Annotated in this window: 17 protein-coding genes; 6 read left to right on the top strand and 11 right to left on the bottom strand. The window is 49.1% G+C overall.

The window, feature by feature from the left end:
* Positions 1-34 precede the first annotated feature (34 nt).
* Positions 35-2,422: a Tex family protein gene (locus SHK35_RS06555; RefSeq protein ID WP_318709159.1), complete on the bottom strand. Its 2,388-nt coding sequence runs from the start codon at positions 2,420-2,422 to the stop codon at positions 35-37.
* Between the two features lie 139 nt (positions 2,423-2,561).
* Between SHK35_RS06555 and SHK35_RS06550 the strand changes: the two genes are divergently transcribed.
* The 3 genes from SHK35_RS06550 to SHK35_RS06540 all read left to right on the top strand — a co-directional run bounded on the left by SHK35_RS06550 (position 2,562) and on the right by SHK35_RS06540 (position 4,351).
* The gene (locus tag SHK35_RS06550; protein WP_318704640.1) at positions 2,562-3,002 is read left to right on the top strand and encodes a hypothetical protein; all 441 of its coding nucleotides are present in this window, start codon (positions 2,562-2,564) and stop codon (positions 3,000-3,002) included.
* A 22-nt stretch (positions 3,003-3,024) separates the two neighbouring features.
* A complete protein-coding gene (locus tag SHK35_RS06545; protein WP_318709158.1) occupies positions 3,025-3,495 on the top strand; it encodes a hypothetical protein in 471 nt (156 codons plus the stop codon).
* 76 nt (positions 3,496-3,571) lie between these two features.
* Complete coding sequence (locus SHK35_RS06540) at positions 3,572-4,351, top strand: DUF975 family protein (RefSeq protein ID WP_318709157.1); 780 nt, start codon at positions 3,572-3,574, stop codon at positions 4,349-4,351.
* On the opposite strand, the gene SHK35_RS06535 is transcribed toward SHK35_RS06540, so the two are convergent.
* The 3 genes from SHK35_RS06535 to secA form a co-directional block, all read right to left on the bottom strand.
* On the bottom strand, positions 4,348-6,033 hold the full coding sequence (locus tag SHK35_RS06535; RefSeq protein ID WP_318704637.1) for a glucosyltransferase domain-containing protein: 1,686 nt from the start codon (positions 6,031-6,033) through the stop codon (positions 4,348-4,350). The two genes, SHK35_RS06540 and SHK35_RS06535, sit on opposite strands and share 4 nt — an antisense overlap.
* Before the next feature lie 130 nt (positions 6,034-6,163).
* A protein-coding gene (gene prfB, locus SHK35_RS06530; RefSeq protein WP_318709156.1) for a peptide chain release factor 2 occupies positions 6,164-7,274 on the bottom strand; the annotation gives its coding sequence in 2 pieces (ribosomal slippage) (positions 6,164-7,198 and positions 7,200-7,274; 1,110 coding nt in all).
* Positions 7,275-7,312: 38 nt separating this feature from the next.
* Positions 7,313-9,880, bottom strand: a complete 2,568-nt coding sequence (gene secA, locus SHK35_RS06525) for a preprotein translocase subunit SecA (RefSeq protein ID WP_318704635.1) — start codon at positions 9,878-9,880, stop codon at positions 7,313-7,315.
* Between the two features lie 172 nt (positions 9,881-10,052).
* Here secA and SHK35_RS06520 point away from each other — a divergent pair, with 172 nt between their 5' ends.
* Positions 10,053-11,132 (top strand): HD-GYP domain-containing protein, encoded by a 1,080-nt coding sequence (locus SHK35_RS06520; RefSeq protein ID WP_318704634.1) that lies wholly within the window; start codon positions 10,053-10,055, stop codon positions 11,130-11,132.
* 62 nt (positions 11,133-11,194) lie between these two features.
* A complete protein-coding gene (locus SHK35_RS06515) occupies positions 11,195-12,274 on the top strand; it encodes a pectinesterase family protein (RefSeq protein ID WP_318709154.1) in 1,080 nt (359 codons plus the stop codon).
* Positions 12,275-12,291: 17 nt separating this feature from the next.
* On the opposite strand, the gene SHK35_RS06510 is transcribed toward SHK35_RS06515, so the two are convergent.
* The 7 genes from SHK35_RS06510 to SHK35_RS06480 form a co-directional block, all read right to left on the bottom strand.
* Positions 12,292-13,179, bottom strand: coding sequence for an ROK family protein (locus SHK35_RS06510; protein WP_318704632.1), 888 nt, complete (start codon positions 13,177-13,179; stop codon positions 12,292-12,294).
* Entirely contained in the window at positions 13,176-13,874 is a 699-nt protein-coding gene (locus tag SHK35_RS06505) for an N-acetylmannosamine-6-phosphate 2-epimerase (RefSeq protein ID WP_318709153.1), read from the bottom strand. Before SHK35_RS06505 ends, SHK35_RS06510 begins: the two co-directional genes overlap by 4 nt.
* 19 nt (positions 13,875-13,893) lie before the next feature.
* The gene (locus SHK35_RS06500; protein ID WP_318709152.1) at positions 13,894-14,814 is read right to left on the bottom strand and encodes a dihydrodipicolinate synthase family protein; all 921 of its coding nucleotides are present in this window, start codon (positions 14,812-14,814) and stop codon (positions 13,894-13,896) included.
* 93 nt (positions 14,815-14,907) lie between these two features.
* A complete protein-coding gene (locus SHK35_RS06495; protein ID WP_318709151.1) occupies positions 14,908-15,768 on the bottom strand; it encodes a MurR/RpiR family transcriptional regulator in 861 nt (286 codons plus the stop codon).
* A gap of 87 nt (positions 15,769-15,855) precedes the next feature.
* Positions 15,856-16,698: a carbohydrate ABC transporter permease gene (locus SHK35_RS06490; RefSeq protein WP_318704628.1), complete on the bottom strand. Its 843-nt coding sequence runs from the start codon at positions 16,696-16,698 to the stop codon at positions 15,856-15,858.
* Positions 16,699-16,712: 14 nt separating this feature from the next.
* Positions 16,713-17,579: a carbohydrate ABC transporter permease gene (locus tag SHK35_RS06485; protein WP_318709150.1), complete on the bottom strand. Its 867-nt coding sequence runs from the start codon at positions 17,577-17,579 to the stop codon at positions 16,713-16,715.
* 144 nt (positions 17,580-17,723) lie between these two features.
* Positions 17,724-19,124 carry an extracellular solute-binding protein gene (locus tag SHK35_RS06480; protein WP_318709149.1) on the bottom strand — a complete coding sequence of 467 codons (1,401 nt, stop codon included), beginning with the start codon at positions 19,122-19,124 and terminating at the stop codon, positions 17,724-17,726.
* A gap of 291 nt (positions 19,125-19,415) precedes the next feature.
* Between SHK35_RS06480 and SHK35_RS06475 the strand changes: the two genes are divergently transcribed.
* Positions 19,416-19,871: a YhcH/YjgK/YiaL family protein gene (locus tag SHK35_RS06475; RefSeq protein WP_318704625.1), complete on the top strand. Its 456-nt coding sequence runs from the start codon at positions 19,416-19,418 to the stop codon at positions 19,869-19,871.
* Positions 19,872-19,968 lie beyond the last annotated feature (97 nt).

The raw sequence follows: 19,968 nt of genomic DNA, 5'->3' as shown, positions 1-19,968 counted from the left end.
CTGTAAAGCATATTACTCCTTTGTTCGAAAATTGTCAACTGCCCTTGACAGGTTTGCATTTCATCGTAAGAGAAATTCGTTTTTTGGGCACATCCACGTCAAGCACCTGTACCTCCACAATATCTCCCACACTGACCGCCTCTAAAGGATGCTTGATATAGCGGTCTGTAATCTGTGAAATATGCACCAGCCCGTCCTGATGAACGCCGATGTCCACAAATACGCCAAAATCAATCACGTTGCGCACAGTACCCTTTAAAATCATTCCAGGCTTTAAGTCCTTCATATCCAGCACATCACTTCTGAGAATGGGCCCCGGCATATTCTCTCTGGGGTCTCTTGCGGGCTTTTCCAGCTCCTTTAGAATGTCCGTCAGGGTAATCTCTCCGATTCCCAGTTCCTGGGCCAGCAGCTTTTTGTCCCGGATGCGTCTCTCCAGGCCGGATACCCGGCTGTTTTCAGTTTCCTGACGGGCCTTAAGGTCCTGGGACTGATGGGTTTTGTCTCCTCCCTGTGCAGTCATGCCCGCCATAGCCGCTGCAAGAGCCTTTCCCATAGCGGTGTTGGTGTTCCGCACCTGGATGGAGCCTGTTTTTCTGCCCTGGCGTCTGTCCTTCGCTTCCTCTTTTGCTTTTTCGGGCGTCTTTTTGCCCTGGGGCTTTTGCGCCGCTTTTTTCTGTGCTTCTTTTACATCCTCCATGGTCATGTGAAGCTTGTCAAGCAGCTTCATGGCCGCCTCATAGGACTCAGGATGAACGCTGGTGGCGTCTAAAGGATTGTCTCCGTCCGTAATCCTCAAAAAGCCGGCACACTGCTCAAAGGCCTTGGGGCCAAGCTTTGCCACCTTTAAAAGCTGCTTTCTGTTGGTAAATCGTCCGTTGCTCTCCCGATAATCCACAATATTTTTGGCAATGGTCTTGCTGATTCCCGAAACATACTCTAAAAGAGAGGCCGATGCCGTGTTCAGATCCACACCCACTCTGTTTACACTGTCCTCCACCACACCATTTAAAGCATCGCTCAGCTTTTTCTGGTTCATGTCATGCTGATACTGCCCTACCCCGATGGACTTGGGATCAATTTTGACCAGTTCGGCCAACGGGTCCTGCAGACGTCTTGCGATGGAGGCCGCACTGCGCTGTCCCACGTCAAAATTAGGGAATTCCTCCGAGGCCAGCTTGCTTGCGGAATAGACGGAGGCTCCCGCCTCATTGACAATCACATACTGAAGGGGTCTGTCCAGCTCCCGGATCAGTTCCACAATGACCTGCTCCGACTCCCTGGAGGCGGTTCCGTTTCCCACAGAGATCAAATCCACATTATACTTTTTAATCAGACGCTTCAGCTCAGCCTTTGCCTCCTCCACTTTATTCTGGGGCGCAGTGGGATATATGACCTTGGTATCCAGAACCTTTCCCGTAGGGTCCACCACTGCCAGCTTGCAGCCCGTGCGGAAGGCGGGGTCCCATCCCAGCACCACCTTTCCCGCAATGGGCGGCTGCAAAAGCAGCTGCTCCAGATTCTTTCCAAACACAGCAATGGCTCCATCCTCTGCCTTTTCCGTCAATTCATTACGTATCTCTCTTTCAATGGCGGGCGCTATCAATCTGTCGTAGCTGTCCTTTATGACCTCCTTAAGCACAGGCGTGGTATAAGCATTGTCAGAAGTGATGGTCTTTTTTTCCAAATACTGAAGAATGCGCTCCACAGGAGCAATAACTTTTATAGTCAATACTTTTTCCGCCTCTCCCCTATTCAGGGCAAGCACTCTGTGACCTGCAATCTTCCTCACAGGCTCTTCAAAATCATAATACATTTCGTAGACACTTTGAGCCTTTTCATCTTTTGCGACGCTTTTCACAACGCCTTCCTGAGTGGTGATGTTTCGAATATACAATCGATAATCCGCCTCATCGGAAATGCGCTCTGCAATAATATCCTTCGCTCCCTGGAGCGCTTCCGCAGCGTCCGCCACTTCCTTTTCCTGGGAAACATATTTAAACGCCTCCTCCTCTAAGGGGCTGTCCGTGCTCTGAGCCAGAATAAATTCCGCCAGACCCTCCAGCCCTTTCTCCATGGCAATGCTGGCTCTTGTTTTTCTCTTTGGACGGTATGGGCGGTACAAATCCTCCACCTCAACCAGTGTCTGGGCCGCCAGGATTTTTTCCTCAAGCTCCTTTGTAAGCTTGCCCTGTTCCTCTATGCTGCCTAATACCTGATCCTTCTTTTCCTCCAAATTTCTCAGGTAAATAAGCCTTTCATGCAGGTTTCTCAGCTGCTCGTCATTTAAGGAGCCTGTGGCCTCCTTGCGGTAACGCGAAATAAAGGGAATGGTGTTCCCCTCATCAATCAGCTTTACGGCTGCCTCCACCTGCCATTTCTCAACCTTTAGCTCTTCCTTCAATTTCAGTAAAATATCCATAGCGTTCCTTCCTCCGCCTTTTTTTAATCCTTTTTAAGACTTTCAGGCTACCGTTTATTATAATGGAAAACAATTGATTAATCCAGTAAAAAATGTTAGAGTATAAGGGAACGAGACTTAAGAAAGGCAGGTTTCGGATATGGCTTACGACCAAAATCAAGACGGCTGGGATCGTTGGAACAGTAATGCTTCCAACAGCAGCTACTACAATCAGCCCACCCACAGCCCCTATAAGGGACGAGGCTTTGAATATGCTTCTTTTATCTGCGGACTCATCTCTATCACCGCCGCCTGCACCGGGATTTTTTCCATCCCCATCGGCGCTCTGGGTGTTTTGTTTGCAGTTCTGACCTATCGGGCCGGCAAAAAAATGAAGCCGGAATGCCGGGCCGGCATCTGGCTTTCCTGCATTGGGATGGCTTCCGGCATAGCAATGATTATCTTTACCTTTGCCACCCTGCCTGCCCGGTTAAATGACGAGGCTTTCCGCAGCCAGATGAATGTGATGTACCAGCAGATGTTCGGCATGGACTTTGAAACCTTTATGGAAGAATATTATGGTGTCACTTTTGAAGAGTAGCTAAGAAAAGGAGGCGTATGTTATGTCCGATTTGAGGATTGATGGTTTCAACAAGATCGGGGACTTTAGCCAAATGGGCGGTTTTCAAAAAACCGGCAGCGTTTACGGCGTAAACTCCCAGGCCCAGGAGGGCACCGGCGAAGAATGCCAGACCTGTAAAAACCGCAAATATAAGGACGGCTCTGATGAAATGGTATCCTTCAAGACGCCTTCCCATATTTCACCTCAGGCGGCTCCTGCTGCCGTGAGGGCGCACGAGCAGGAGCATGTGGCAAACGCTTACTCCAAGGCCTCTTTGGGAAACGGAAAGGTCATCTCCGCCACCGTCTCCATACACATGGATATCTGCCCTGAATGCGGGCGCTCCTACGTGTCCGGAGGCACCACAAATACACAGATCAAATATTATAACGAAGAAAATCCTTACCAGCAGGACCTTAAGACGACAGACCGCATCCGATACAGCGGCATGAACGCGGATTATGCCGTATAGGTAATTACGAGGTCTGCCTTGGAGCAGGCCGCCTCGCAGTCACCTGACTATATCATACAGCAACAGGAGCCAGACAATGAGCAAGCAATATAAAACGAGTGCAAAGCTGAAAAATACTGCCAAGGATAAACTGACCGGAGCCTACCCAAAGGCCATCTTAATCACCTTTTTAAGCGGTCTGATTCCTTTTTGTGCATCCCTTGTAATCTCTATGATCGCCTCCATGACAAGCTCCGCAGCCTATGCCATGACGGGACAGTTTTCCGTGGTAATGGGCTTACAGGTGGTGTTCTTTTTGATTTCCACGGCAGCCTCCATCGTAATCGGTGTGCTGCAGCTTGGACTTTCCCTGTTTTTTTTGAATCTGGCCTGTGGGCAGCCCTGCACCGTAAGCAATCTCTTTTACGGCTTTCGGACCCAGTCAAACAAGGCTCTGGGGATTTCTGCCGCAATGGTGCTTTTAGACACTGTATGTCTTACACCCTATCAGATGCTTCTGGATCATTTTCAGAATACCTGGGAGCTTTCCTGGCTGGGATTTTCTCTTCTGGCTCTGGGAATCGGACTTGTTATCTATGTTCCCCTTTCCCTTGGTCTCTCCCAGGCCTTTTATCTGATGCTTGATTTTCCGGAAAGAAGCGCTAAGGAGGCCCTGAAATTAAGTCTGCAGATCATGCGGGGACATAAGGGCAGGCTGTTTTATGTGCAGATCAGCTTTCTTCCTCTTATGTTTCTGTGTCTGCTCTCCTTTGGCATCGGCTACCTGTGGCTGGTTCCCTATATGAATATGACGTCTGCGGTGTTTTTCCTGGACCTTATGAATCCCGCGCCACAGAAACAAGATACCAGCAGTTAAAAATTCACAACTACATATCCATCCTGCATGACAATCGAACCCTCCTGCGGGTACCGCGGCATATTCAAGCTTCCAAAGGTGTTTCTAATCTCTGTATATTCTTCCGCATCCGTCAGGGTGGTAAAGCTGTGTCCATGCATCTCCAGAAATCGGATCATTTCCCTATTCGTTCCGTCAAAGGCATCAAATGCCCAACGTATCATGGGGAGATTCGCTTCTCCGATAAAACAGTACCCCTGGGGCTGCCAGTATTTTTCTTTTAAATGCACATCCACTACATCCGTTATCATAGATATCAATTTATACTGCCATGAATCATAGGAAACATAGAAATCCTTAATAAATTCATAGGGAATATCATACTGCCCCACAAAGACCACCGGAATGTCATTTCCGTATTGCCGCTCCACATCATATGCCACCTCTAAAAGCGTCTCCTTTGTGAGCTGGTACTCCCTGTAATCCATGTAAAAGTTATCGTTGAGCTGTGTGGCCTGATTATAAATAAAAACAAATGCCACAGCGGATATTGCAAAACGCCAGTATTTTTTGTATTTCCCAATGGAAATTTTTCCAATAGAAATTTTCCCAACAGAAATCTTTCCGTTTGGGAACGCTTCATACAGCAGCACCATGCCCACTGCGGTGAAAAAGGGCATATACTGGCATGAACGATAAAACGTGACCTTGGCCTCTATAATTGTGAGCAGAAAAGGCGTAAAAAGCATTCCCAAAAACAATAGCAAATACCATAAATTCTTTTTCCTAACAGCCGCGGAAACGGCATATATGCCAAACACCCAGCATGCCAGCTCATAGCCCGTGATAGGAAGATAAACAATGGCATTTACATGATAAACTACCCAAAACCGCTTTGCCAGCATAAAAAGCTCCTGCAATCCTTCCTTGCTTCCAAATAGCCTAAGCATACCCTGCATACTGTGCAGGCCGATCACAGAGTCTGTCGTATAAATATGGAACACCACTGTCAATAGTGCCTGCATAGCGCTTCTCAGTATCATGACGCACACCACAATAGCAGCCCCCAGCGCCAGACTTATCATAAAATATTTCGATTTTTGATCCCTGATAGAAAAAAACAGAATAACCAAAATCCCCAAAATATACAGCACAAGAAAGGATTCATAGCATCCCGCCGCCGTCCAGATAAAAAGCAGACTGGCCACCAAGGATTTTATTTTTCCCCTGCCTTCCCGCGTCAGACCTTCATAATAAAAGAGCAGCGCCAGCGCAGTAAATATGTACCCCATTCCCACGCCATTGTGCAAATAGTATATGAAATCAAAGCTGATAATGGGATTGGATACAAACAAACAGGAAAAGATGATATACGCAGCAGTTCCCAGTCTTTTCCCCATGATGCGGTTCAAAAGCACACAGAATAAAATAGCGGCGGCCATCAGAAAGGCTGCTCCCAGCAACTCCGTTATAAAGGGGGAAAACTTAGAAAGATTGAGAAATTTATTTAGTATATACAGCACCCATCTTCCCACCTCCACATTCAGCCCTTCCTCAAGATAGAGCTCCATGGCCGTATCATCAATGCCGATGCTGGGATGGGTAATCGCAAAACCATAACTGCATATTGTCGTAATCAAAAGGGCGGTCAGATATATTTTATTCTTTATGATCTCTCCCGCCTCGCTGAAAATTTTTTTCAAACCTAAAATACCTCCGTGGAATTTACGTGCATCATCTCATATTCAGTATTTTAACATAGCACACTGCCAGAGACAATTAAGAAAATCCCCTGTCAGACACGTGCTCATAAGGCGCACTCAGAAAAATGGATTAGCGCTTTACGCTAATCCATTTCAAATAACCATTGATAAAGGGATCCAGATTGCCGTCCAGCACAGCATCCACATTTCCGGTCTCCACTTCCGTCCTGTGGTCCTTCACCATCGTATAGGGCTGCAGCACATAAGAACGAATTTGATTTCCCCATCCAATCTCTTTTACTTCTCCTCTGATATCTGAAAGCTTTTCCACGTTGGCTTCCTTCTTTAACAGATACAGCTTTGCCTTCAGCATCTGCATAGCCTTATCCTTGTTCTGGAATTGGCTTCTTTCATTCTGGCACTGTACCACCGTGCCTGTGGGAATGTGTGTGATACGCACGGCCGAGGAGGTCTTGTTGATATGCTGTCCTCCTGCACCGCTGCTTCGATAGGTATCGATACGCAGATCCTTTTCGTCGATCTCCACATCCAGATTTTCCTCCAGCTCAGGCATAACATCCAGAGAAACAAAGGAAGTCTGTCGTTTTCCCTGGGCGTTAAAGGGGGATATTCGCACCAGGCGGTGCACACCCTTCTCGGACTTTAAATAACCGTAGGCATTCACTCCGTTGACCTGGAAGGTCACCGACTTGATGCCCGCCTCGTCTCCGTCCAGATAGTCCAGCACCTCAACGGAAAAGCCCTTCCGCTCCGCCCATCTGGTATACATACGGTAAAGCATGCCGCACCAGTCACAGCTTTCCGTGCCGCCTGCTCCGGCATTCAGCTTTAGGATCGCGTTGCATTTGTCGTACTCTCCCGACAGAAGCGTGCCAATGCGCAGCGCCTCCAGCTCGTTTATAAACTCATCCAGCTCGCCCCGGATTTCCTGCACCATCTCCTGGTCGTTCTCCTCATACCCCAGCTCGATTAAGGTGAGGATGTCCTCATACTGGGTGGAGAGCTTATTGTACTGCTCAACGGTGTCCTTTAAATTTTTCAGTTCCTTCATCTGCTTGTTGGAACGGTCCGGGTCATCCCAAAATCCGGGAGCCTCCATCTCCATTTCCAGCTCTTCGATCCGCTTTGACTTGTTAGCCAGGTCAAAGTGAATCCCTCACTTCCGCTAATGGAGTTTCATAGGACAGAATTTCTGATTTCATGTTGTCTAATTCAACCATTTCACGTCACCTCTTTCCATTTTTATTTTTTGCTGCTTTTAGGCCTTACGCCCACAGCACTGCTTATATTTCTTTCCGCTGCCGCAGGGGCAGGGATCATTGGGATACACCTTGGCGTTGGCCCGCTTTACAGGTCCCTTTGGCGCGCTGTCATCCTTGTTGGTGCCGGTAACCTTAGCCACCTGCTCCCTTTCCACCTTCTGCTCTATCTTAATATGGAACAGAAGTCTGACAGTCTCCTCCCTGATATTCTGGGTCATTTCATCAAACATTTCATAGCCGCTCATCTTGTATTCCACAAGAGGGTCTCTCTGTCCATAGGCCTGAAGTCCAATGCCCTGGCGCAGCTGCTCCATGTCGTCGATATGATCCATCCATTTGCGGTCTATCACCTTTAACAGGATGACGCGCTCCAGCTCCCTGATGGCCTCCGGCTCAGGAAACTCCGCTTCCTTGCTCTCGTAAAGCTTCACCGCCTCTTCCTTCAGCTGCTGCTTTAAGCTGTTTTTCTTCGGCTTTTGGATTCTCTCCAGCGTCACAGGCTGCAAGGGAATGGTGGGGATCAGCAAGGTGTTCAGCTCGTTAAGATCCCACTCTGCTGCCTCCGCGTCGTCATTGATACAGATATCCACACAGTTTTCCGTGATGTCCGTTATCATCTTGTAAATCACATCCCGCATGCTCTCGCCGTTTAACACCCGGCGGCGCTCCTCGTAGATGATCTCCCTCTGCTCGCTCATGACTCTGTCATACTCAAGCAGGTTTTTACGGATGCCAAAGTTATTATTCTCGATCTTTTTCTGAGCGGACTCAATGGCATTTGTCAGCGCCTTATGCTCGATTTCCTGCCCTTCCGGAATGCCCAGGGCGTTAAACATATTGATGAGACGCTCGGAGCCAAACAGACGCATCAGATCATCCTGCAGGGAAATATAAAATTTGCTCTCTCCGGGGTCTCCCTGACGTCCGCTTCGTCCGCGCAGCTGATTGTCAATACGCCTGGATTCGTGGCGCTCTGTGCCGATGATCTTAAGACCCCCGGCCGCCCTGGCCTCCTCGTCCAGCTTAATATCCGTACCTCGTCCGGCCATATTTGTGGCGATGGTCACCGCCCCGTGAATTCCGGCATCCGCCACGATCTCAGCCTCCAGCTCATGGAATTTTGCGTTCAAAACCTTGTGCTGAATGCCTTTTTTGGTGAGCAGGCGGCTGATCTCCTCGCTGGCCTCGATGGTGATGGTGCCCACCAGCACAGGCTGTCCCTTGGCGTGGGCCTCCTCCACCGCATTTATGATAGCATGGAGCTTTTCCGCCTTAGTCTTGTATACCGCATCCTGCAGATCCTTCCGGATCACAGGCTTATTGGTGGGAATCTCCACCACATCCATGCCGTAAATTTCACGAAACTCGTTTTCTTCGGTAAGTGCAGTACCTGTCATACCGCATTTTTTCTCAAATAAATTAAAGAAATTCTGGAAGGTGATGGATGCAAGGGTCTTGCTCTCTCTCTTTACCTTCACATGCTCCTTTGCCTCGATAGCCTGGTGCAGGCCGTCGGAATAACGGCGTCCCGGCATGATACGCCCCGTAAACTCATCTACGATCAGCACCTGGTCGTCCTTTACCACATAGTCCTGATCCCGGAACATAAGATTGTGAGCCCGCAGCGCCAGAATGATATTGTGCTGGATTTCCAGGTTTTCCGGGTCGGCAAAGTTATCAATGTGGAAAAAGCGCTCTACCTTCTCCACGCCGGCAGCCGTCAGGTTGATGACCTTATCCTTTTCATTAACGATAAAATCTCCCGTCTCCTCCTGAACCACACCCATGATGGCGTCCATTTTCGTCAGCTCGTGCATATCCTCGCCCCTGTGCATCTGCCTTGCCAGCAGATCGCACATTTCGTAAAGAGCTGTAGACTTGCCGCTTTGTCCGGAAATGATAAGCGGCGTTCTGGCCTCGTCAATGAGCACGGAGTCCACCTCGTCGATAATGGCATAGTGCAGGCCCCGCAAAACCAGCTGCTCCTTATAGATCACCATGTTATCTCTCAGATAGTCAAAGCCCAGCTCATTGTTGGTCACATAGGTGATATCACAGGCATAGGCCGCCTGTCTCTCCTCGGAGGTCATGCTGTTTAACACAACTCCCACCTTTAAGCCCAGAAACTCATGCACCTGGCCCATCCACTCCGCGTCACGCTTGGCCAGATAGTCGTTTACAGTGACCACCTGCACCCCTTTGCCCTCCAGAGCGTTCAGATAGGCAGGCAGCGTGGATACCAGCGTTTTTCCCTCACCTGTACGCATCTCGGCAATGCGGCCCTGATGCAGAATGATACCGCCGATGAGCTGCACCCGGTAATGCTCCATGTTCAGCACCCGCTTTGCTGCCTCTCTGACCGTTGCAAAGGCCTCCGGCAGAAGATCGTCCAGCGTCTCTCCTCCGGCCAGCCGTTTCTTATATTCCTCGGTTTTTCCCCGGAGCTCTTCATCGGAGAGAGCCTGCATGGAGGGACGAAGCTCTTCTATTTTGTCCACCAGAGGCATAATGCGCTTCAGCTCCCTTGCGCTGTGAGTGCCAAATATTTTTTCTATTACTTTCATATCGTTTCCTTACCAATCCGTTCCTGTTTCCATATGCTTTTTTACAGAATCCAAACCATATTGTAACAGATTTGCAATGGATATTCAAGCATTGTATCTTTCCCGTCCGTGAACAAATTATGAAGATTGTGTAAAAATTGACATACACAGGGAAAAAAAGTATAATCAAGTCATGATTAAGAAAATTTCAACCATACAGCTTGTTCCCGGGATGACGGTGGCTGAGGATGTGTTTACCTATGACCGCCAGCTGATCCTTTCCAAGGGAACCATTCTTAACGACAGATTGATCATGAAGCTTGATCTGTACGGCATACTGACTATTTTTATAGAAGGCTCTGTTTCAGCTTCTTCTTCGGAGGTCTCCCCCCAGGAGCAGACCTATCTGCAGCGCATCAAGGAAGACCCTGTTTTCCCTGTTTTCAAACGGGAATATGAGATCAGCGTGGACTTTCTGCAGGAAAATATTAAGCGGGTAATCAAGGGCAGCCTGAAGCTGGACATAAACGAGCTTTTAAAGGGAGTGCTGCGCGTTCTTGGAGTTGACAGGGGCCGCATCGGCATTCTGGATCTTTTACAGAATATGCGGGCCTTTGACTCCTCCACCTTTTCCCACAGCATCAACGTAGCCCTGATCTGCAATTTGTTAGCAGGGTGGCTGAAATGGGATACCAAGCGGGTAGAGCTTGCCACCGCCTGCGGGCTCTTTCATGATATCGGCAAGATTCAGGTGCCTCACGCCATTATCACAAAGCCGGGCAGGCTTTCTGCCAAGGAGCTGGCCGTCATTCAACAGCATCCGGCTTTAGGCTGTCAGCTTCTGATTTCCCAAAATGCAGACGAGCATATCTGCAATGCCGCTCTGATGCACCATGAACGGTGCGACGGCTCCGGTTACCCCACAGGGCTCAAGGGAGATCAGATCGACCCCTACGCCAAGCTTGTGGCAATCGTGGACGTGTATGATGCCATGACGGCCCCCAGAGTCTACAGAGGACCCTTGTGTCCCTTCCGGGTCATTGAACTGTTTGAGGCTGAGGGCTTCCAAAAATATGAGGTGGCTTATCTGCTGGCCTTTATGGAGAATGTGGTAAATTCCTACATACAAAGCCCCTGTCTGTTAAGCGACGGGCGCAAGGGAACCATTATTTATATCAACAAAAGCCATCTTTCCCGCCCCATCGTCCAGTGCGGCACAGAGTATGTAAACCTGTTAGAGCATCCTGATCTGTCCATTGTAAGCCTTCTGTAGCCTGCTGATATCAGCAGAAACTGATGGGAATCGAAAACAGAAATCAAATTTGTGAGGATTGTATGCAGAAAAAAGAAGAAATTCCTATGAAAGAAGAAATTCATGTGTATGTAAATATGCCGGGGTTTTCCCCGAATTTTTCCACCGTGGGGGAGGCTCTCGCCGCAGTGTCCGGGCTGGACGCCAAAAATGAGACGCTGCCGGACACCCAGCGCGCCTTCCCCGCCCCCTTTTCGGAGGAAACGCCTGCCTTTATTCATATTGGAAAAGGCATTTACCGGGAAAAGCTCACCGTCACCCGAAACCGTCTGACCCTTCTTGGGGAGGATTGCGAGAACACCATTCTGGTATACGGCGACGGCGCTTTTGATGTGATGGAGGACAACAGCAGACGGGGCACCTTCCGCACCGCCTCCTTCCGCATTGACGCCAACGACTTCACTGCCAGGCATCTCACCTTTCAAAATGACGCCGGCTTCGGTCATACGGCAGGCCAGGCACTGGCTCTCTACGCAGAGGGTGACAGGCTTTATCTGGAGGACTGCAGGCTTCTTGGAAGCCAGGACACACTGTTTACCGCCCCGCTTCCCCTAAAAGAGGCAAAGCCCGGCGGCTTTACCGGCCCCGGAGAGCACCGGCCCCGGGTACTGGGCCGCCAGCTTTACCGCAGCTGCTTTATTCAGGGAGACGTGGATTTTATCTTCGGCGGCGGCATCGCCTATTTTGAAAACTGTACCATCTTTTCCAAGCTGCCCGGAGACCGCATTCCTCCGGAAAGCCCCAAAGAAGAAACTATTTACGGATATGTCACTGCGGCCAGCACTCCCAAAGGGCAGCCCTATGGCTATGTATTTCAGGACTGTCGTCTTACCAGCGACTGTCCGCCCCGCAGCGTCTACCTGGGCAGGCCTTGGCGTGAATGGGCCAAAACCGTATTCCTTCACTGTGAGCTGGGAGAGCACATCCATCCTTTGGGCTGGAATGACTGGGGAAAGCCCCACGGTCATTTTTACTACGGAGAATATGATTCTTACGGCCCCGGAGCAAACCCGGACACCAGAGCCGATTTCTCCCATCAGCTGACAAAAGAGGAAGCTGCGGAATATACCCTGGACAGGGTTCTGCAGGGCTGGAGACCCTAAGCTTGAAACATGTTGATTCATTTCCCACTGTTTCTTACTGCTTCCTGCGCCAGATGCACCGCTCCCATCAGACCCGCCTGGTTTCCCAGAGCCGCCTGTCTGATGCGCACGCCTGCCGTCCCCGGAGAAATCCGGCCGGGAAGACGCTTTCTTATTTCCTCCGCCACATACTGCTGGGCCATGACGCCGCCCCCCAAAACCAAATCACTGGGATTAAATATATGGACCAGGCTGACCAGGCCATAGGTAACCTCGTCAATCCATCGGTCCACGATTTCTTTGATCTGCGGGCGATTCATGGCGGCAAAAATCTTCTTCCCATTGTCCAGGGAGGCATCCACAGACTTCGCCATCCGCACCAGCGCTGTGGTGGAGGCATATTTCTCATAACAGCCGTCAAATTCTCCCTGTCCCATATCCTCAGGATGCACCACTATGCCGCCGAAGCTGCCTGCAAAAAAGCTGCTGCCATAATAAATTCCGCCGTTTATCACAATGGCTCCGCCCACTCCTGTTCCGTAGGTCAGGCACAGGAAATCGGAAAGCCCCTTGGCCGCCCCATAGTAAAGCTCTCCAAGCGCAGCGGCATTCACATCATTTTCCACAGCCACCGGCACTTGAAATTCTTCTTCCAAAATCTTTTTTACCTGTGTCCCCGTGTAGTCCGGAATATTGTCATTGGCATAAAAAATACTGCCGTCCCTTGTATCCACCTGCCCTGCAGTGCTGATGCCAATGGCCTCAAACCCACGATAACTGCGCAGAATTTCCTTCGCCTGCTCCATCAGGCGCCCCCCGCCTTCCCTGGCATGGGTGGCCTCCTCTCTTTTCTCCTCTAAGCTTTCTCCTGTCCAAAGCCCGGATTTGACAGCTGTTCCGCCGATATCCAAAACTGCGATATTCATGATTTTTCTTCCCTCAAGGCATCCGCAAAGGATTTTGTAATCAGCTGCGGCCTCGTGATAATGGAGCCCACCACCACGCTGTAGCAGCCAAGGTCAATCACCCGTCTTGCCTTTTGGGGGGTGTTGATATTGCCCTCCGCAATCACCGGATGCTTCACCTGTGCAAGAATGCTTCTTATAATTTCAAAATCATTATTCTCTATTCTAAGTCCTGCGCTCTGAGGCGTGTATCCCACCATTGTAGTGCCGATAAAGTCAAACCCCAGCCGATCTGCATAGACAGCCTCCTCCACAGTGGAGCAGTCTGCCATAAAAAGCTGATCCGGATACTCTGCCTTCACCTCCTGGAAAAATGCTTCCAGGCTTTTATCCCCCGGTCTCAGAGCTCCCGTTGCATCCATGGCAATGATTTCCGGTTTTACCTCCATAAGCTCTTTGATCTCTTTCATGGTGGGCGTGATATAAACCCGGCTGCCTTCGTAGTCCCTCTTTACAATACCGATGATGGGAAGCCTTGTCTCCTCCTGAATCTGCCGAATGTCCTCCTTTGTGTTGGCACGGATTCCGGCCGCTCCTCCCATCTTCGCCGCAACCGCCATTCTTCCCATGATATAAGAGGAATGCAGCGGTTCCTCGGGCAGAGCCTGACAGGAAACTATCAGCTTTCCCCTTAAACTTTCCACTCGTTTGTCCATTGCTATGCCTCCTCTTTATTCAGACATTCCAGGCTGACCTTGCTGCCCGGATCATTTCCGCCGCCTCTGCAGCAACAGCAATATCCTCTTTGTTCAACCCTGTGAGAGGCTTTCTGACACCGCCGATATCCAATCCCTCATTGATGCGCAGAACCTCCTTGATCACCGCATACATATTGGCCCGTCCGGAGCACAGCTTATAGATAATGGCATTCACCGTATGCTGGAGGCGGCAGGCCTCGTCCATGCTTCCAGCCTTTACCAATCTGTCAAGCTCCAAAAACAGCTCCGGCATTGCGCCATAGGTTCCTCCAATGCCGCCCTGTGCCCCAATGACCCGTCCGCTGATAAACTGTTCGTCCGGCCCGTTGAAAATAATATAGTCCTCTCCTGCCAGCTGCTTGAAAATCTGAATATCCTGCACCGGCATAGAGGAATTCTTCACTCCGATCACATTGGGATTTTTCATCATTTCCTTAAGCAGGCTCTGTGTCAGCGCAACGCCGGCAAGCTGGGGAATATTGTAGATAATAAAATCCGTCTGGGGCGCTGCCTGGCTGATATCGTTCCAGTATTCTGCAATGGCATATTCCGGAAGATGAAAATAAATGGGCGGTATGGAAGCGATGGCGTCCACCCCCAGGCTCTGTGCATGGGCTGCCAGCTCCTGGCTGTCTCTGGTGTTATTGCAGGCCACATGGGCGATCACCGTCAGCCTTCCCGCCGCCGCCTCCATGACATTTTCAAGCACCTTTCTGCGGTCCGCAACACTCTGATAAATACATTCCCCTGAAGAGCCGTTGACATAGACCCCTTTTACTCCCTTATCCACAAAGTAACGTGTAAGCGCCCTTACGCGCTGGGGACTGATATCTCCCTCCTCGTCGTAGCAAGCATAAAATGCGGGAATGACCCCTTTATATTTTTCTAAATTCCTCATGTCTCTCCTCACTTCTGCACTGCCTTTTGGACACTTCAAGTCTGTGGCGGCAGCGCGGACACAAACTTGCCCGTTCCCTTCTAAAGACCACAATCAATATAGTTTTTCAACAACCGCCTTGGAGGTTCTTCGGTTGTTTTCTGCGGAAACGGCATAATTCCTTCTATAATATTCGCAAAACAATATATCAATAATGTAAAGCTGGCTCAGCTTCGCCCCCATGGAGCCTCCCTCCAGGGGCCCCTCATTGCAGCCGCACAGCAGCACGCCATCTGCATAGGTGGTAAGGGGAGACTTGGCAAATCTGGTAACTGCCACCATTTTTGCCCCTACTTCCCTCAAAATGTCTGCCACATAAACCGTATCCTTTGTAGCTCCGGAAAAGGAAATAATAAAGTATAAATCATCCGGAGTTGCCATGGACGCGGTCATAGCCTGCATATGCGGGTCATCCACACAACTGACCTTATCCATAATGCGCAGAAACTTATTGCGGGCTTCCATGGCTGTGAGCAGACTGTCCCCGATTCCAAAGAAGTAAATACGCTTGGCCTTTTCCATCATCTCCAGAATTTTATCCACATTATTTTGATCTAAGAGAGAATGGGTTTCCCGAAGCGCACTGATGTGGCTCTCTAAAATACGGCTCATCTCGCTCTGCAGGGAAGGTGTTTCTGCCTGTGCACTCTTTTGCGCCTCGGACTGCTCTGTATCCTCCGCCGCAAGGCACAGGGAAAGTTTCATCTTAAACTCCTGATACCCTTTGGCTCCCAGGGACCGGCAGAATCGAAAAACAGTGGCCTCCGCCGCCTGACAGGCATCTGCAAGCTCCGTAATGGACATAAAAAGCACTTGATTTGTGTTCTTCAGTACATAATCGGCGATCTTTTTCTCCGTTTTCGTAAACTTATTATATAAAATTTGAATGTCCAGCAATAAACCTGTAGCCTGCATATATCCTCCTTAAGTCCTGTCCCTAATGCCTAAAGGGGCATAGTGAACCCGCGTCGGTTCTGTTTCTTCTCTTACCTGCCGCTGTTCTTATCCCTTCACTGCCCCCATGGTGATTCCCTGGGTAAAGTATTTCTGGAACATTAGAAAGATTGCAATAATAGGAATTGCTCCCAATGCTGCGCCCGCCATAATCAATCCGAAATCATTAGACATTTCCGCCTGCAGCTTGGCAATTCCCAGGGAAATCGTCAAAGTGCTCTGGGAATTCAGCATAATCAGCTGTAAAAAATAGTCGTTCCATGTGCTGATAAAGGTAAAAATGGCAAGAGCCCCGATGCCGGGCTTTACAATGGGAAGCACGATGGTCAAAAAGGTCTGTACCTCTCCCGCTCCGTCAATCCTCACTGCCTCCAGCATTTCCGTGGGAATGGTTTCAGAAAACTGCTTCATCAAAAAGATTCCAAAGGGCCAGCCCACCGTGGGAAGGATGACTGCCCAGATGGTGTCATGGAGATTCAAGAAAGACATCTCCTTTAAAAGCGGTACCAGAACCACCTGCTTGGGAAGCGCCATGGCACAAATAAAAATACTGAATAAAATCGTCTGCCCCACAAAGCGCTTCTTTGCAAGCGCATATCCCGCCATAGAAGCGGTCAGACAGGTAAGTCCCATGGCAATCACCGCTATAGCCACACTGTTAAAGAGCCAGCGCAGCGCCGGATTCCCAAACAGCTTCTCATAATTTATCATCGTGGGGTTCAGGGGAAACCACTGGGGCTTTGCGGCATTAATCGTCATAGCATCCTTAAAGGATCCTGTTACAATCCAATAAACTGGAAAAATAAACAAAAATGCCAAAACCACTAATATTATAACAGTAACCACCTTATAAATCGACAGTTTTCCTGCTTTCTTTTTTGTTTTTTCCATAATTCCTCTCCCTCCTAATCCACACTTCCGGCCTTGGTCACCTTAAATTGAATTGCGGAAAACACAGCGATGACAATAGCCAGAAATACCCCCATCGCATTTCCATAGCCGTACCGGTAAAGCTTGAATGCTTCATAATAAATGTAATACATAATGGTATCTGTGGAATGATTCGGTCCTCCTGAGGTTAAAAGCTGTATCAGTGCGTAGCACTGAAAGGAATTTATGGTAGTGATCACCAAGATATAAAGGGTGGTAGGCATAATAGAAGGCCATTTAATTCTCCAGAAAGTCTGGAAATTGGTGGCGCCGTCCACCTGGGCCGCCTCAACAATAGAGTTGTCCACATTTCCCAGGGCCGCCACATAAAGTACAATAGGCTGGCCGATGGATGTTGTAAAGAGAATAAGTATAATACACCAGATAGCGAATCTTTCATCCCCCAGCCAGCTGATATTTTCGTCGATTACCCCGGCTGCATTCAATACATAATTAAAAAGTCCCGTATATTTGTTGAACATCCATTTCCAGACAACCGCAACTGCAACCGTACCCGTAACCACAGGCAGATAAAACACACAGCGGAAAAAGGATCTGGATGCCGCATGCAGAGGATAAATCGCCGCGCTGACCCAGAGGGAGAAAATGGTAACTACAGGCACCGCTACAATTACAATCAATACGGTATTTTTCAAGGCTCTGATAAAAATCGGATCCTGAAACATTTCAATATAATTCCCAAATCCCACGAACGTAAAGTCTGTCATGGTATAATTAAAAAAGCTGGTTACAAGGCACATTATCATGGGAACAATGATAAAGCCCACAAAAAATATCAGTGCAGGCAGAAGAAACAGGTAAGCCGCTCTGGTTTCGCGCATTACCAGTACCCTGCTTCGTTTGGTATACTGTTTTTTACCTGACATTTTGCCAACCGTCATGAGTATTACCCCCGTTTGTTTTCTGCTTTTTGAAAAGGCATCCGGCCTTTGTTGAAAAGCCGGATGCCAAAGGTTTCCATCAGATTAATTTGCTGCTGCCGCCGTAGCTGCGTTACAGGTTTCCACATAAGCGTCTGCTGCCGTCTGAACATCTTCGCCGCCAAAAATCTGCTGAAGCATGTTCCACCATGCAGTACGCTGCTCTGCCCAGCCGCCTGTTACATTGTAGTAATCTCCCAGGTAAGGTCCGAAGCTTGCGAATACTTCCATGCGGGCCTCATCCTCTGTGCCTGCGTATACATTTCCGAAGGAAGCTCTTACCGGGAAGAAGCCTGTGCTGGAAACGCTCAAAGGTCCCTGAACCGCATCGTCGCAGATAAACTCAATAAACGCCTTTGCAGCTTCCGCCTTTGCCTCATCGCCGTTGTCAAAGATACCAAAGCCGTAGATTCCACCGCAAAGCTCAGGTGTGCCGCTCTCAGAAGGGAAGGCAACCGGATAAGGTGTAAAGCCTACCACCGAAGCATACTGTGCCTCATTGGAAGCATTCCAGCAGAAGGTCATTGCCACGGTTCCATTGGAAAACAGCTGAAGCTCATCACTTGCCTGCGCTCCTGCATCGTAGCTTAAAAGTCCCTCCTGGCTCCAGTCTACAAGCTGCTGCAGGCCCTTTACGCCCGCTTCGGAGTTCATGGTCCACTGTGTGTGATCTGCATTGGTAAATTCTGCATTGTAAAGATTCATGGCAAGGGCGCGTGTTCCCTGGTCCCCGCCCTGACCGCCGCAGTAAACGATACCGTTCTCCTGTGCAACGCCTGCATCCTTAAGCGCCTGAAGCGCTTTCTCAAAATTCTCGGTAGTCCAGGTGCGATCCTCATTTATGTACTGAAGTGCATCTGCGGCCTCAAACATTTCATAGTTGATAGCCATGCAATGAGTGGTCATACAGAGAGGATATTCATAAAAGACACCTTCTGTAGACTGACATGCGCTTACCACTGCCTCGCTGGTGGCAGAAATATCTGCAAGAGCCTCATCGTCCCAAAGATCAGACAGATCCAGCATCTTTCCCTTCGCTCCCCAGTTGCTTACCAGTCTCTCGGGTCCCTCCATGATAATATCCGGTGTTGTTCCAGCCTCAATGGCAGCTGTCACCTGATCATCTCCGGAAGTGTAATCAAGATATTCCACTGATACACTTATGTTAGGATACACCTCGTTAAAAGAAGCAATAAATCCATTCACCGTTTCCTCGTCGCCAAAGCTTCCAATGGGGTATGTCCACATCGTAATATCTGCGCTGAGGTCTGTACCGGCTGCTGCTTCCGTCCCGGCAGCGGTCTCCGCTGCAGTCTCAGCAGGGGCAGAGGTCTCCGTCTGTGTATTGGTACCGGAATTGGACGTCTCCTGCTGTGAGCCGCAGGCCGCCATGGAGAATGCCATGACACCTGTCAACAATAACGCGAGTGCTCTTTTCTTTTTCATACTTTGTCCTCCTTAATATGAGACATTTATCAACTTGTATATTTACAGTACTATGGAACCAGCTCTGTGTCAACAACTTTTTAAAAAAATTTTCACCATTTTTGAAAGTAATTTTCATTATTCAGTTTTTTGCACAAAACCATTATGTTTTTTATGTCTATTTTTAACAAAGTATTTGTTTTACTTCCTTTTTATCGCAAAAACATGATATAATGAGTGCAAACAAGCCCGGGGAAGCCTGCTCACCCAAAGGGAGCGGCAATCTGATTACAATTTTAAGGAGAACTGCAAATGATATATGACAAGATAAGCAATATTGAAAACTATCTGGGGATAACCCCCAACTTGGACACGGCTATCCGTTTTCTGGCGTCTCAGGATCTGAACGCGCTGCCGCTGGGAAGAACTGTCATAGACGGCGACCTGGTTTTTGCAAATGTGATGGAGGCAGATGCGGTGCCTGCAGAGGAAAAGGAATTTGAACTGCACAGAGAGTATATGGATATTCAAATTGATCTTACGGGAGTTGAGCGCATCGAAATCGGCGATTCCGCTTCCATGGAGCTTACAGCCTATCACCCCGAAACGGATTTTGGCACTGTAAAATGCCCTGCAGCAGCCTCCTGTGTGCTGGGGCCGGGAAACTTTATCCTCTGTATGATATCGGAACCCCATAAACCCGGCATTCTCCATACAAGAGAGCAGGCCCATCTGAAAAAATGTGTGGTGAAGGTACGCAGGCAGTAGGAACCACCCTTTGCCACAGGCTTCCTGTTTCATCAAAAAACGCTCTGAAGGGATTTTCTCCCTCTCAGAGCGTATTTTTTATCCACACTGCTTATGC

This window comes from Candidatus Acetatifactor stercoripullorum (assembly GCF_944382095.1).
Classification (GTDB): domain Bacteria; phylum Bacillota; class Clostridia; order Lachnospirales; family Lachnospiraceae; genus Acetatifactor; species Acetatifactor stercoripullorum.
Note: the sequence above shows the minus strand (reverse complement) of the source record. Positions and strands in the feature narration are given on the sequence as shown.

Coding starts and splice junctions, on each gene's coding strand:
- SHK35_RS06515 (WP_318709154.1), top strand. CDS start 11,195: ATGCAGAAAAAAGAAGAAATTCCTATGAAAGAAGAAATTCATGTGTAT.
- SHK35_RS06480 (WP_318709149.1), bottom strand. CDS start 19,124: ATGAAAAAGAAAAGAGCACTCGCGTTATTGTTGACAGGTGTCATGGCA.
- SHK35_RS06500 (WP_318709152.1), bottom strand. CDS start 14,814: ATGAGGAATTTAGAAAAATATAAAGGGGTCATTCCCGCATTTTATGCT.
- SHK35_RS06545 (WP_318709158.1), top strand. CDS start 3,025: ATGTCCGATTTGAGGATTGATGGTTTCAACAAGATCGGGGACTTTAGC.
- SHK35_RS06490 (WP_318704628.1), bottom strand. CDS start 16,698: ATGGAAAAAACAAAAAAGAAAGCAGGAAAACTGTCGATTTATAAGGTG.
- SHK35_RS06550 (WP_318704640.1), top strand. CDS start 2,562: ATGGCTTACGACCAAAATCAAGACGGCTGGGATCGTTGGAACAGTAAT.
- SHK35_RS06540 (WP_318709157.1), top strand. CDS start 3,572: ATGAGCAAGCAATATAAAACGAGTGCAAAGCTGAAAAATACTGCCAAG.
- secA (WP_318704635.1), bottom strand. CDS start 9,880: ATGAAAGTAATAGAAAAAATATTTGGCACTCACAGCGCAAGGGAGCTG.
- SHK35_RS06510 (WP_318704632.1), bottom strand. CDS start 13,179: ATGAATATCGCAGTTTTGGATATCGGCGGAACAGCTGTCAAATCCGGG.
- SHK35_RS06520 (WP_318704634.1), top strand. CDS start 10,053: ATGATTAAGAAAATTTCAACCATACAGCTTGTTCCCGGGATGACGGTG.
- SHK35_RS06495 (WP_318709151.1), bottom strand. CDS start 15,768: ATGCAGGCTACAGGTTTATTGCTGGACATTCAAATTTTATATAATAAG.
- SHK35_RS06505 (WP_318709153.1), bottom strand. CDS start 13,874: ATGGACAAACGAGTGGAAAGTTTAAGGGGAAAGCTGATAGTTTCCTGT.
- SHK35_RS06555 (WP_318709159.1), bottom strand. CDS start 2,422: ATGGATATTTTACTGAAATTGAAGGAAGAGCTAAAGGTTGAGAAATGG.
- SHK35_RS06485 (WP_318709150.1), bottom strand. CDS start 17,579: ATGCGCGAAACCAGAGCGGCTTACCTGTTTCTTCTGCCTGCACTGATA.
- SHK35_RS06475 (WP_318704625.1), top strand. CDS start 19,416: ATGATATATGACAAGATAAGCAATATTGAAAACTATCTGGGGATAACC.